11 protein-coding genes are annotated in these 13,637 nt (G+C 65.2%); 5 read left to right on the top strand and 6 right to left on the bottom strand.

Going from position 1 to position 13,637, the window contains the following annotated elements:
• Positions 1 to 62: 62 nt before the first annotated feature.
• The 5 genes from lpdA to ACN0S5_RS00035 all read right to left on the bottom strand — a co-directional run bounded on the left by lpdA (position 63) and on the right by ACN0S5_RS00035 (position 7,945).
• Complete coding sequence (lpdA, locus tag ACN0S5_RS00055) at positions 63 to 1,457, bottom strand: dihydrolipoyl dehydrogenase (protein ID WP_417204872.1); 1,395 nt, start codon at positions 1,455 to 1,457, stop codon at positions 63 to 65.
• A 78-nt stretch (positions 1,458 to 1,535) separates the two neighbouring features.
• A complete protein-coding gene (locus tag ACN0S5_RS00050; protein ID WP_417204871.1) occupies positions 1,536 to 2,117 on the bottom strand; it encodes a DUF924 family protein in 582 nt (193 codons plus the stop codon).
• Positions 2,118 to 2,215: 98 nt separating this feature from the next.
• Positions 2,216 to 3,478: an MFS transporter gene (locus tag ACN0S5_RS00045; RefSeq protein ID WP_417204869.1), complete on the bottom strand. Its 1,263-nt coding sequence runs from the start codon at positions 3,476 to 3,478 to the stop codon at positions 2,216 to 2,218.
• A 172-nt stretch (positions 3,479 to 3,650) separates the two neighbouring features.
• Positions 3,651 to 4,706, bottom strand: a complete 1,056-nt coding sequence (gene queA, locus ACN0S5_RS00040; protein ID WP_417204868.1) for a tRNA preQ1(34) S-adenosylmethionine ribosyltransferase-isomerase QueA — start codon at positions 4,704 to 4,706, stop codon at positions 3,651 to 3,653.
• Between the two features lie 17 nt (positions 4,707 to 4,723).
• Positions 4,724 to 7,945: an AsmA-like C-terminal region-containing protein gene (locus tag ACN0S5_RS00035; protein ID WP_417204866.1), complete on the bottom strand. Its 3,222-nt coding sequence runs from the start codon at positions 7,943 to 7,945 to the stop codon at positions 4,724 to 4,726.
• Positions 7,946 to 8,099: 154 nt separating this feature from the next.
• Here ACN0S5_RS00035 and ACN0S5_RS00030 point away from each other — a divergent pair, with 154 nt between their 5' ends.
• The 5 genes from ACN0S5_RS00030 (at position 8,100) to ACN0S5_RS00010 (ending at position 13,196) form a co-directional block, all read left to right on the top strand.
• Positions 8,100 to 8,561, top strand: a complete 462-nt coding sequence (locus ACN0S5_RS00030) for a peroxiredoxin (protein ID WP_417204865.1) — start codon at positions 8,100 to 8,102, stop codon at positions 8,559 to 8,561.
• A 95-nt stretch (positions 8,562 to 8,656) separates the two neighbouring features.
• Positions 8,657 to 9,481 carry a ferritin-like domain-containing protein gene (locus ACN0S5_RS00025; protein WP_417204863.1) on the top strand — a complete coding sequence of 275 codons (825 nt, stop codon included), beginning with the start codon at positions 8,657 to 8,659 and terminating at the stop codon, positions 9,479 to 9,481.
• 163 nt (positions 9,482 to 9,644) lie between these two features.
• Complete coding sequence (locus ACN0S5_RS00020; RefSeq protein WP_417204861.1) at positions 9,645 to 10,955, top strand: DUF5930 domain-containing protein; 1,311 nt, start codon at positions 9,645 to 9,647, stop codon at positions 10,953 to 10,955.
• On the top strand, positions 10,945 to 11,457 hold the full coding sequence (locus tag ACN0S5_RS00015; RefSeq protein WP_417204860.1) for a bactofilin family protein: 513 nt from the start codon (positions 10,945 to 10,947) through the stop codon (positions 11,455 to 11,457). Before ACN0S5_RS00020 ends, ACN0S5_RS00015 begins: the two co-directional genes overlap by 11 nt.
• 356 nt (positions 11,458 to 11,813) lie before the next feature.
• A complete protein-coding gene (locus ACN0S5_RS00010) occupies positions 11,814 to 13,196 on the top strand; it encodes a hypothetical protein (protein ID WP_417204858.1) in 1,383 nt (460 codons plus the stop codon).
• A 61-nt stretch (positions 13,197 to 13,257) separates the two neighbouring features.
• Here the strand turns inward: ACN0S5_RS00010 and ACN0S5_RS00005 are convergent.
• On the bottom strand, positions 13,258 to 13,637 hold a 380-nt coding region (locus ACN0S5_RS00005; protein ID WP_417204856.1), incomplete at its 5' end, for an HNH endonuclease.

The following is a 13,637-nucleotide window of genomic DNA, read 5'->3' as shown; positions in this document are numbered from 1 at the left end:
GCCCTTTTCGCAGGCGGACGGCTCCGGCCCTCCTCTCCGCCCCGCCCCGCCCCGCCCCGCCATCAGAAATGGATCGCCCGGCCCCAGGCATCCAGCACGGATTCGTGCATCATCTCGCTCAATGTCGGATGCGGGAACACGGCCTGCATCAGGTCCGCCTCGGTTGTCTCCAACTGGCGACCGACGACATAGCCCTGAATCAGTTCCGTCACCTCGGCCCCGACCATATGCGCGCCCAGCAGCGCGCCGGTCGCCGCGTCGAACACCGTCTTGACCATGCCCTCCGGCTCTCCCAGCGCGATGGCCTTGCCGTTGCCGATAAACGGAAACCGCCCGACCTTTACGTCAAACCCCTGCGCCCGCGCCTGCGCCTCGGTCAGACCGACAGAGGCGATCTGGGGCTGGCAATAGGTGCAGCCCGCGATGCTGTCCGGGTCCACCGCATGAGGATGCCCGCCCGCGATCAGTTCGGCCACCATGACGCCCTCATGGCTGGCCTTGTGCGCCAGCCACGGCGCGCCCGCGATGTCGCCAATCGCATAGATGCCATCGACGCCCGTGCGGCACATCGGGTCGGTCACGACATGGGTCCTGTCCACCCGGACGCCCACATCCTCCAACCCCAAATCTTCTACATTTCCAACAATACCCACAGCCGAAATAACTGTATCAACGGTAATCTTTGACTTATCCCCATTTTTATCCACATGGGCGACAACCGCATCCTTGCCACGCTCCAATTGCGTAACCTTGGCCCCTTCGAGGATGGTCATGCCCTGTTTCACAAACTGCTTTTTGGCGAAGGCGGCGATCTCTTCATCCTCGACGGGCAGGATGCGGTCCATGACCTCGACCACCGTGACCTCGGCCCCCAGCGTGGCATAGAAACTGGCGAACTCGATGCCGATGGCGCCCGATCCGATGACCAGCAGTTTTGATGGCATCCGGTTTGGCACCAAGGCATGTTTGTAGGTCCAGACCCTGTCGCCGTCCGCCTCCAGCCCCGGCAATTCGCGTGCCCGCGCGCCGGTGGCCAGCACCACGTTGGCGGCCTCCAGCACCTCTTCGCCCTTGTCCGTGGTCACATGCACCCGCCCCGGCCCGTCCAGCCGCGCGGCGCCCATGATCGCCGCCACCTTGTTCTTTTTCAGCAGGTGACCGACGCCGGAATTCAGTTGCTTCGCCACCCCGCGCGAGCGTTTGACCACCGCGTCCAGATCATAGCCCAGCCCTTCGGCCGTCAGCCCGAATTCCTTGGCGCGCTGCATCAGGTGAAACACCTCGGCAGAGCGCAGCATCGCCTTGGTCGGAATGCAGCCCCAGTTGAGACAGATACCGCCCATGTGCTCACGTTCGACCACCGCGACGCGCAATCCCAGTTGGGCCCCACGGATGGCCGCCACATAGCCACCGGGTCCAGCCCCGATCACCACCATGTCAAAGCGTTTCGCGCTCATGCCGCCCCTCCCTGCAAGCCATTGCAGCGAAGGCTAGCTTAGCGTCGCACGCGGGGCAATCACCCCGCGCGCGCCATGTCAGGCGGCGACGTCGGCCTGCAATGCGCGCAGCGTCGTGCCATAGCCGCCATTGTCCAGAAACCCCTTCTCGGAGACCGTGGTGCGCCGCGCCAGCGCGTCGTTGCGATAGGGAAAGCGGCCAAAGTTGCGGATCACCTCGCGGTGCACGCGGGCGTGCAGCAGGTTGCTGTCCGACTCGGGCATGCGTTCCTTGAACAAGCGCACGCAGCGGTCCTGATCACACAGGTTTTCCGCGTGCATCAACGGCATGTAAAAGAACTGCCGCGCCGGGGCGTCGATCTTGAGATCCCAGCCCCGGTGGATGGCCTGCTTCGCCGCCGCACGCGCCACCTCATCCGAGGCAAAGGCGCGCGGATCGTCGCGGAACATATTGCGCGGAAACTGATCGGCCAGAATGATATAGGCCAGCGCCCCCGACGGATAGGTCAGCCACAGGCCAAAACGCCCCTCCATCAAGCCCTGCAAAGCGCCGCCAAACCGCGTCCGGATGGTTTCATCCAGCGCGTCATCCTTGGCGTACCAGCCCTTCGGGCCCACCTCATCCAGCCAAAAGGCCAGTATATTGTCGGGCGTGATCATCTGCTTCTCCTTTGTCACCCGTTACTCATCCCACCACGAAAGATCATTGCGCATCCCCCGAAGGCACCCAAATCACGAATTCTGTCAGGTTCTGACATTCAGGGTTTCTGGCCCTCGTCGTCGTCGTCTTGCCGGTCGATGAAATATTCCTGCGCCACCTCGACCGCCACCGGCGTGGACGAGGGCATGACCGGCGCATAGGCCCCGGTGTCGCCGACAGAAGGCGCGGCCCGCTGCGTCATCCGGTACAGCGCGTACAGCGCGACAGCCGCCAACAGCGCGAGGATCAGCACAAAGTACCCGCTTGGACCGGCGACACCCATCACCCAACCGATTACCAGCGGTCCGGCGATGGCGCCCATGCCGTTGACAAACAGCAGCCCGGCAGAGGCGCTGGCCATGTCCTCTGGTTGCAGAAAGTCGTTGGTATAGGCAATCAGCAGCGAATACAGCGGATTGGAACACCCCCCGATGACAAAGGCAGAGGCCACCAGAACGGTGAACGATCCCCCCAGCGCGGCGGCAACCCCTGCCGCCACGGCCCCCACCGCCGCCACCAGCATGACCAGACGCCGCCGGTCGACCCGGTCCGACACCCAGCCCAAGGGGTATTGCAGCACCAGCGCGCCGACATAGAAGGAGGCGACAAAGATCGAGATCTGGCCAAGCTTCAGGCCCACCTCGGTGGCATAGACGGCGGCCATACCGAACTGCGCCGAGAACACCCCGCCCATAAAGAACATCCCCACCATGCCCAGCGGCGACACGCCGTACAGTTCGCGCAGGGTCATCGGCTTGGAGGATTCAAAGGCCGGGGTCGGCTGGATCGACAGCAGGATCGGCGCAAAAGCGATCGAAACCAGCACCGATGGAATGACAAACAGCAGGAACCCGGACGCATCCGGTATCACCAGCAGGCCCTGACTGATGATGATGCCGCCCATCTGGACGATCATATAGGCCGACAGGGTCTGGCCCCGCGTCTCATTGTCGGCGGCATTGTTGAGCCAGCTTTCGGCGGTCACGTAGACACCGCAGAAACAGTAGCCAAGGATCAACCGCCCAAGCGTCCATGCAATCGGGTCTTTCAGCGCCGGAAAGAGGATCAGCGCCGCCGAGATCAGCGACCCCAGCGCCGCAAAGACCCGGACGTGACCGACCCGCCGGATCATCCCCGGAACGGTGCGCGACGCAAACAGGAAGCCCGCGAAATAGCCCGACATCACAATCGACATGGTGCCCGCAGAGAAACCGGCCTCTGCCCCGCGCACGCCCAGCAAAGAGCCCTGCAACCCGTTGCCGATCATCAGCAGCAACATTCCGAGCAAGAGCGCCCATGAGTTTTTCAGCACGTGGAGCAATGGTTTATTCCTTCTTTGGCCCACCCTGCTGGGCACCGATGATCAATTCCAGACCATAGGCGACGCCCTGCACGATTCGATGTCGCAGGGAAACCATTCAAGGCAACCGGGCGGCGGAAAGCCGCGTTCAAAGCGTTTTTGCGCCTGCGAATGTCTTTGAGGTTCGGGGCCGTCAGCCGCGCGGCGGCAACAGCAAAGAGGCATCCCCGTAGGAGAAAAAGCGATACTCCGCAGCGACCGCGTGGTCATAGATGCGGCGGATGCGCTCCGGTGCCATCAGGGCCGAGACCAGCATCATCAGCGTCGATTTCGGCAGGTGGAAATTGGTCATCAGCGCGTCGGTCACGTGGAAGGTGAAACCGGGGTAAATGAAGATATCCGTCACCCCCCGGAACGGCGCGATCCGGCCACCCCGCGCCGCCGTTTCGATCAGCCGCAGCGCCGTGGTGCCCACCGGGATCACCCGGCCCCCGGCGGCGCGCGTGGCGGCGATTTCCGTGGCGGCGGTCTCTGACACCTCGCCCCATTCGCCGTGCATCTTGTGGCGGGTCACGTCCTCGACCTTGACCGGCAGAAAGGTGCCCGCACCCACATGCAGCGTGACATGGCTGAAGGTGACGCCCTTTTCGCGCAGCACCGCCAACAGCGCATCGTCGAAATGCAATGAGGCCGTGGGCGCGGCCACGGCCCCGCTGTTGCGCGCCCAGACGGTCTGGTAATCCTCACGGTCGCGGTCATCGGCGGCGCGCTTCGCGGCGATATAGGGCGGCAGCGGCATGGCCCCCGCCGCGTTCAGCGCCGCATCGAAATCCTCCCCCGACAGGTTGAACCGCAGCTTTCCCTGCCCCGCCTCACGCGCCTCAAGAATAGCGCTCAAGTCATTGGAAAACCGTATTTCCTCACCATCCCTGACCTTCTTCAACGGCTTGATCAGCGCGGCCCATGTGCCATCCGCCTGCGGCTCCAGCAATGTCACCTCGATTCTGGCCTCGGTCTCACCGGCATCGGACATCCGTCTGCGCAAACCTTGAAGTCTGGCCGGTATCACCTTGGTATCGTTCAGGATAAGCCGGTCGCCCGCACGCAACCATTGCGGCAGATCAAAGACATGCGCGTCCGTTATCGCGTCCCCCTCGGCCACCAGCAGCCGGGCGGACGAGCGCGGGCGCGCGGGCCGCGTGGCAATCAGCCCGTCGGGCAGATCAAAGTCGAAATCGCTCAGTTTCATAGGTCAACCCGTTGGGATCATTGCGACAGCTTGGGCGGAGGCCGCCGAAAGATGTCACGGAACATGCCCGGAGTGAAGGCCGAAAGCGGGTTGACCAGCACCCGTGGCTTTTCGACTGTGCCGCGCAGGTTGAAGTTGAACCCGATCAGCCCCTCCCCCTGACGAGAGATCAGCCGCCCGATGCCGTTCACCAGATAGATCGGTGACAACACGCCCTGCATGTCCATCCGTCCGGTACCGAGGTCATAAAAACCGTCCAGCGAAATCCCCATCGACGGCCCCACCGCGCTGGACCGGCTGATCACAACCCGGCTGGGGGTCAGTCGGAACCGCGCCTCGACCTCGCTGAAAAAGATCCCCGGACCGTTGAGCTGGTCCAGCAGGCCGATGATGCTGACCGCGTCCAGCAGCGCCGCGATGGCGGGGGCCTTGCGCAGCCGGGTGCCCTTGATCGTCATCAGACCGTCATAGGTGCCGGGCTTGCCCTTGACCGGCGCAAGGTCCAGCCGAAAAGAGCCGTCGCGCACGGTCTTGAGCATATTCGTCGCGCGCAACACGTCGCCCGCGTCCTCGGCGGTGATGCGAAAGGCGGTGCCACCGTTCTGCGGCACGGCCACCCCCTTGACCGGCGCACGCCCGCCCAGCATGGCGGTGAACGGCCCGTTCAGCCCCTGGGTGGTGTCGAAACTGGCGCGAAAATCCTCGAAGACGATGCTGTCGGTCAGCCGCAGACTGTCCAGCGTCAGCGCCAGCGGCGCGCCGCCGCCGCCCGGCCCCGCGCCGCCATCCGTTCCGGAACTGGAGGTAAACGGCGCGTTGCGCATGTCGATGCGGCCCTTGTCCACCTCGATCCCCGGAATTCCCCCGCCGCGCGCCACCAGCCGTCCGCTTACATCCAGCCAGTCGCTGACCGTCAGCCGCGACAGCTCCAGCCGGTCAAAACCACCGGAGCGGGTCAGCAGGACGCGTCCGTCCGCCGTCAGCCCCGCACCGGACAGCGCGAGGCGTTCGATGGTCGGCACCTCGCCCAACAGGCCCGCGACGCTGAACCTGCCGCGCGTCGCCGGTGCAAGATCCCAGCCGATCTGCGGCAACGACAGGCCAATCCCGTCCAGATCGCTGGTCAGTTCGAACCGCGCCGGGGCACCGCGCGGCATGTCGATGCGCAACCGGCCAATGCCGCGCCCGCGCACGCTGCCCGGTGGCAATCCGATGCCAAGCGCGGCGATGCTTTGCGCGGTCAGGGTGACATCGGCATCGACCTCCCCGCCGCTGCCTTGCAGGGGCCGCGCCCAACGGCCCTTGGCGGGCACACCGTCCACCAGAACCGCCCCTTCCAGCGCCACGGCGGCGTTGGTGACGCTCAGCTCCAGCCGGTCGGCGGTCAGCGGTTTGCCCGGAATCGCGGTCGGCGCATCGACGTCGCGCAGCGTGCCCGACAGGTCCAACACCACATCCTTCAGGGTCAGCCCCTCGATCAGCGGCAAGGCAATACGCCCCGACACGCGCGCCGCACCGCTGGCCATGTCGACCGTGCGGTCCGCCTTGTCGATCAGTCGCCATGCCTCGTTGTTGAGATAGGCCAGCGCGGCCGTCACACCGCCCGCCGCCTGTAGCCGGACCTCTCCCACGGTGGGGCGCGCGCGCAGGTCGGCAATCACGAATTCCGATCCCGATACGTCGATCGGACCGCGCCCGGCATCGGCTGTGCCCGCGTCCAGCCGCAGGCCCAGACGGTTGTCGTGGAGGGTCAGCCGCCCCGCCGCCCCGGTCAGTCCCGGCAGGCGCGGGTTGAAGGTGGCGATGGCTTCGGAAAATCCAAGATCAAGATAGGTCTGCGGTCTGTCGCTGCCCGGCCCGGCGCGCAGGGCAAAATGGACGTCCTCGATCTGGCCGCTTGTGACATTGTTGGTGATCCAGAGACGCACACCGGGAAAGCGATCCGCAGGCCAGAAACTCAGCACCTGCTCCGGGGTTGTGCTGGCGGCGCGGGCGTCCAGCGACACTTGCCAGCCAGCCCTTTCCGCCGACAGCCGCCCGAAGGCCCGCAACGGATAGTCCGGATCGGTCACCCGCAACTCGCCCAGCGTCATCTGAAACGGTTCCAGCCGGATCTTGAAGGCCATCTCGGCCCCGGACAGCGCCAGCGGGCGCTCCAGCAATGCGCCCTCGGCCAGCGACATGTCGGACAGTGCGAACTGGCCGGTCAGCCCCTGCGGCCATCCGGTCTCGATCCCGTTCAGGCGGGCGGTTCCGGCGGCAGTCACCGTGCCCAGAGGCGAGGTCAGCTGAATCCGCTGAAACCGCAGGACGCCCTCGTCGGGCCGGTAGGTAAAGGCGGTTTCCGCCGCATCAAAGGGCAATGCGCGGGTGGCGGCGGTGGGTTGCAGCGCGCCCGCGCCGATCTGCAAGGAGGCCTCCAGCGGCTGCAAGGTTCCGGCCTCGTCAAAGGCCGACCGCAGCGCGCCGGAAATCGGTGCGTCCAGTTCCTTGAGCCAGGCCAGCGCCGGGCTCTGGGTGGCGATATCGCGCGACGCCAGCCCGTGCAGGATGATGCTGAAGTCAAGCGCCTGCGCGCCAATCGGGCTTTGCGCCTCGACCTCGACGGTGGCGACCCCGTCGCCGCCCGACAGCAGCGCCACGTCGCCGGTCGCGCGCAGCATGCCGTCCTCACGCGCCAGCCGCAGCCGTCCGCCATCCGCCGTCCAGCCCCGCCGCGCGCGCTGATCCTCGTAGCGCAGGGTCAGCGCGTCCGCCTCAAAGACCTCCAGTTGCGCCAGTCTCGGGTCGGCCATGATCGCGTCGATCTGGGCGATGATCTGGCTGATGTCCGGCATGTCCGCGCCTTCGGAAAACGCATCACCCAGCGCCAGCCCCAGCCGCCCGTCGCCATCGCGCCGCAGGGTGACAAAGGCCCCGGACACCTGCGCCTCGCGCAGCACCACCTTGCCGCCGAGCAGCGCACGGGGCGAAATCCCCGCCTCGATATCCGAAAGCTGCGCCACCGGCGCGCCATTCACGTTGCGGATGTCCACGTCCCACAGGATGATCCGCGCCAGACCGGAGCGCTGGACCAGCAGGCTCATCCGACCGAAATCAACGCTGAGTCCCGGCAGGCTCTGGGCGAGGCGCGCCTCGATCCGTTCGCGCACCCAGCCCGGCGCATCCACCGGGCGACCGATCATCAGGTAGGCCGACACGCCCGTCGCCGCCATCAGCGCCAGCAAAACCAGCAGCACGGCACGGCCCCGCCGTCGCCGCCGGGGCCCCGGTGGCGGTGTCGCCGTCTGGTCTTTGCGTTCACGGCTCACTGGACGCCCGCACCTTCTGTCTTACTCTCACATGGCGTAGCTCTATGGCACATCTTAGTGCATCGTAACAAAGGAGATATCCATGACCGACACCGCCCCGGCCCCTGCGCCTGACTTCACCCTGCCCTCGACCGCCGGAGAGGTCTCGCTGTCGGCGCTCAGGGGCGCGCCGGTTGTGCTGTTCTTCTACCCCCGCGACGACACCTCTGGCTGCACCAAGGAGAATGAGGCCTTTACCGCGCTGCTGCCCCAATTCGAGGCGCTGGGGGTCAAGGTCTACGGTGTGTCCAAGGACTCGATCGCCAGTCATGAAAAGTTCATGGCCAAAAAGAACCTGACCGTGCCGCTGATCTCTGACGAAGGGTCCGACCTGTCCGAAAAGCTGGACGTGTGGAAGGAAAAATCCATGTATGGCAAGACGTTCTGGGGCATCGTCCGGTCCACGTTCCTGATTGACGCCGACGGACAGATCGTGCGCGAATGGCGCAAGGTCAAGGTGCCCGGCCACGCCGAAGAGGTGCTGGAGGCCGCCCGCGCGCTCTGAACACGCGACCCGGCTCCGGGCCTTGCGTCACGGCGGCGCGACCGCCATACCCCCAAGGCAATCCGGAACCTGATCAAGCCTGAGGGGCGCGCGCGATGTTAAGCCTTTGCGAAATGGCGGTGGACGTTCTGACCACCGCCGATGGCCGGCAGAAAACCGCCAAGTCGCGGCAGTATGCGGCGCAATGGGCCGCCGCGCGCGCGGCCGGCACACCGATTCCGGTGGGCCGCGCCGACCCGCCGCTGCGGCCCGCGCGGCCCGCAAAGCCCGAATTGCTGGACCCGCGCGACGTGCCCAAGCGCAAGCCCGGCAGCCCGCAAGGCCGCATCGCCCTGCTGCACGCGGTCGCGCATATCGAGTTGAACGCCGTCGACCTGCACTGGGACATCATCCCGCGTTTTGCCGGAACCCCCATGCCCGCGGGATTCTATGACGATTGGGTCAAGGCGGCGGATGAAGAGAGCAAACACTTCAACCTGATGTGCGACTGCCTCGAAGAAGCGGGCAGCTTTTACGGCGCCCTGCCCGCCCACGCCGGAATGTGGCGTGCCGCAGAAGACACAGTTGACGATTTAATGGGCAGGCTCGCCGTGGTGCCAATGGTGCTGGAAGCACGCGGTTTGGACGTCACTCCGGGCATGATCGGGATCTTTCGCAAGGCCGGAATCGCCAGCGCCGTGGCGGCTCTGGAAACGATATATGCCGAAGAGGTCAGCCACGTCGCCTACGGGTCGAAATGGTTCCACTTCTTGTGTGGCAGACACGACACGGACCCAATTGTTGTGTTTCACGATCTTGTCAGACGGTACTTCAAAGGCGCGCTCAAACCCCCGTTCAATGAGGAAAAACGCGCCGAGGCGGGCCTGCCGCCGGACTTCTATTGGCCCCTCGCGGATCAGGCCCAGCCACGAACCCGTTGAATCGGCGGATTTTTGCCATATCGGCCCCTTCCCGCCGGTGCGACCGAATCGCATGGCTAAAATTCTTGCGGAATGACGAATGTGTGAGGTAAGCCCGACGACAGGGTGTCGTTCTGTGGGGACAGCGAACACCTTATTTGGGACGGGACTAGGGGACAGTCGGGTGAGATCACGTCTGACGATCAGATTTCATGCGCTCGTTGAGCGCTTTTTTCCGGAACGCCGGCTCTTTTTGAGATCCGACACCGACACGCGATTCATCCGTCTTCGGTCTGAAACGCAGGCTGTGGCCTTTGTGGGTCTGACGGCGCTGATGGGCTGGACCATCGTGGCCACCGCGATCCTGCTGATGGACTCCATCGGGGCCGGAAACTTTCGCGAACAGGCCAAGCGCGAACAGGTGACCTATCAGCAGCGTCTGAACGCCCTGTCGGCGGAACGCGACGCCCGCACCGCCGAGGCGCTGGCCGCGCAGGACCGTTTTTCGGCGGCGCTGCGTCAGGTGTCGGTGATGCAGACCGAATTGCTGGACTCAGAGGCGCGCCGCCGCGAGCTGGAAACCGGCATCGACGTGATCCAGACCACCCTGCGCGACGTCATGAAATCGCGTGAGAACGCCACCAAACGTCTGGCCGAACTGGAATCCGATCTCAAGGGTGAGGTCGCCGTGGCACGGGCCAGCGGTGACGACGCCACCGTGAACCTGCTGACCGACGCGCTGGCACGGGTGGCCGAAGAACGCGATCAGGTCATTGCAGATGCGCAATTGTCGCTGATCCGCGCCGCAGAGATGCAGGCCGCCATCGAAACCCTCGAAGATAAGAACGACCGCATCTTCCGCCAGCTCGAAGAGGCGATGACCGTTTCCGTCCTGCCGCTGGACAAGATGTTCGAAAAGGCCGGCATGAACCCGGATCGCATTCTGGATGAGGTCCGCAAGGGCTATTCCGGTCAGGGCGGCCCGCTGACACCGCTGTCCTTCTCGACCAAGGGCGATGACGCCCCCTCCCCCGACACCCTGCGCGCCAACCGTATTCTCAACCAGATGGACCGGCTGAACCTGTACCGGATCGCCGCCCAGAAAGCGCCTTTTGCCTCGCCGCTCAAGGACGCGTTCCGCTTTACCTCGGGCTTTGGCTATCGCTGGGGCCGCCTGCACGCGGGCACCGATTTCGCCGCCCCCCACGGCACGCCGATCTACTCCACCGCAGATGGCGTCGTGATCCACGCCGACTGGCAGTCGGGGTATGGACGGCTGGTTAAAATTCAACACGAATTTGGCATCGAGACCCGCTATGCCCATATGTCCAAAATCCGCGTGAAAGTCGGGGATAGGGTCTCGCGTGGGCAGCGGATCGGTGATATGGGAAACACTGGTCGATCGACCGGGACTCATCTCCACTACGAAGTCCGAGTCGGTGGCAAACCCGTCAATCCGATGATCTATATCAAGGCTGCGAACGATGTTTTCTAAGAGCAAGATCAATGAGCCCGGCCACAAGGCCGACGACGTGTCGAAACCGGCCATGCCTGAGCCTTCGAAAGCTTCCGCAGGGGATTACAAGCCCGCAGCGACGCCCAAGGCAAAGCCACCGGCCTCTGTTCTGTCCGCAGACCTGCATGTGACCGGCAATCTCAAGACTACCGGCGACATTCAGGTCGAGGGCACGGTGGAAGGCGACATTCGCGCCCACCTGCTGACCATCGGCGAAAGCGCCACCATCAAAGGCGAAGTGGTTGCCGATGACGTGGTTGTGAACGGCCGCATCGTCGGTCGTGTGCGCGGCCTCAAGGTCCGCCTGACCGCCACCGCCCGCGTCGAGGGCGACATCATCCACAAGACCATCGCAATCGAATCCGGTGCCCATTTCGAGGGATCGGTCCAGCGTCAGGACGATCCGCTGAACGGTGGCAAGCGCCCGGTTCAGCCGCAGGGCGCACCGCAGGCCGCGCCGGTTGCCGCAGGCAACGACTGACCTCGAATCGCAGTCTTCAGGTTTGAAAGGCCCCGCAGATGCGGGGCCTTTGTCGTTTCAGCGGGCATCACGGGCCGCCCGTTTTCTGCCGCGCCTGCCGCGCCTGCCGTGCCTGCCGTACCCCAGCCGGAGTTGCCGCCTCCCCCGGCGTGGGTCCACGTGCAGTCCGACCGGGCCGTTCACCGTCCCGTCGTTCCTTTCGCCCGCCCCCGGTCCGCCGCAACCGGCCATGACCGGAACATGATCCGCGCCTGTGGCCCCCGATCCGGCCTTTCCGGTCCGCGCGCCCCGGAAAAGGCTCGCCTTGTGGGGATGATTTTGCTTTGCTGTGGCCACCCCACGGGAAAGGACGGGCCATGCACCGCCTGCTGACGCTGATACTTTGCCTGTTGCTGGGCCCGTCCATGGCCCATGCCGCGCGCATCGGCCTGACGGATGACCCGGCCTACGGCTGCCTCGTCGAGTTGAGCGGCACAATCGAGCCGGGTGACGCGGCCCGCCTGCGCGCCGCCATCGAAGAGGCCGCCCGCCTGCCCCGCCATGACGGCACGATCTACGTCAACGCCGACCTTGCGGACGGGCGACCGAACTTTGGCATCTACACCCCTCTGCACCTGTGTCTCGACAGCCCCGGCGGATCGCTGAGCGAGGCGATGGACCTGATCGACATCGTCCACGGCCACCTTGGCACGGTGATCCGCGCCGGGGCGCGCTGCGAAAGCGCCTGCGCGCTGGTCTTTATGGCGGGCAGCCATTCCACAGAGACCGATTTCGGCCTCTCGGTGAATCGCTTTCTGCACGTCGAGGGGCGCTTGGGCTTTCATGCGCCCAGCCTGACCGTCGCCGAGGGCCGCTACGACGCCGACACCGTCGAACGCGCCTACCGGGTGTCGGTCTCTGTCACCGAACTGATCTTTCGCAACCTCGTCCGCTTTCGGTTTTCGCCCTCGCTGGCCGCGCGGATGCACGCCACCCCGGCCGAGGACATGTTTTATGTCACCACGGTCGCGCAGGCTGCGCGCTGGGGAATCGCCGTGCTGGGCGTCGACCGCCCCTCGGCCCTGTCCGATGCGGTCATCCGCACCGCCTGCGGCAACCTGTACCTGTCGGCACTGGACCGCACCACCAGCGATCCGGATGTCTGGCCCAACACCCTGATCGGGATGGACGAACCAGTCGAACGTCTGGCCGATCAGGGCTACAGCTACCGCGCATTCGGGCAGGAGGCCGCCGGGGCCTGCATCGTCAACGCCGAAGTCCCAAGTGACGAATACGCTGTCTCCAACAGCTTTTGGGGCACCGCGCCCCTGGTCCGCGATTCGGTCTGGGCCACGGCCAATGTGCGCGATGCCGAACCCCCGGTGTTTTTCGGATTTCTCCAGAACTACATGGCCTGGCCGGGGGATCTGCCGCTGGACGCCCTGCCCCGCAATGGGCAGGCCCGCGTGCTGAACACCCAAGGCACCTGTACCGTATTCGATGGCGCCGACCGGCTGACCGACAGCGACCCCTGCACCCGCACCCGACAGGCCATGGCCGATGGCGGCATGACCGACACCCATCTCTGGCCCTCCGGCGCGCGCACCCTGCTGGCCTATCAGGGCGGCACGGTCCTTGTGAATGGCCGCCCCGGCAGCAACAGCTACTGGCCGCTGGACCCGGTGCAGGGCGCGCCGCGCCCCACCTGCACCCTCAACAGCGGCTCTGGCAATCGGTTCTGTTTTCAACCTGACCCGTGACCCGCGCCGCACCCAGCAAGGCCCCGGCACCGCCCCATTGTGCCCCAAGGGCCAAAGCGGGTCACGCCTCCAGCACCGCATCCCAATACAGGAAATCCAGCCAGCTTTCGTGCAGATGGTTGGGCGGGAATCGCCGCCCCATGTTCAACAACTCGCCTGACGACGGCTGGCGCGGCGGTTTGCGCAGCGACATGCCCACCTGCCGCAAACTCTTGGAGCCTTTGCGCAGGTTGCACGGCGCGCAGGCCGCCACCACGTTTTCCCAGCTTGTCACGCCCCCGGCGGCGCGCGGCACGACATGGTCAAAGGTCAGTTCCGTCTTGGTGCCGCAGTACTGGCACCTGAATTCGTCCCTCAGAAAAAGATTGAAGCGCGTGAAGGCCACGCGCTTCTGCGGTTTGACGAAATCTTTCAGGACCACCACGCTGGGGATCCTGATCG

This window comes from Antarctobacter sp. (assembly GCF_048262615.1).
Taxonomy (GTDB): Bacteria; Pseudomonadota; Alphaproteobacteria; order Rhodobacterales; family Rhodobacteraceae; genus Antarctobacter.
This window is presented reverse-complemented; position numbering and strand designations above follow the sequence as displayed.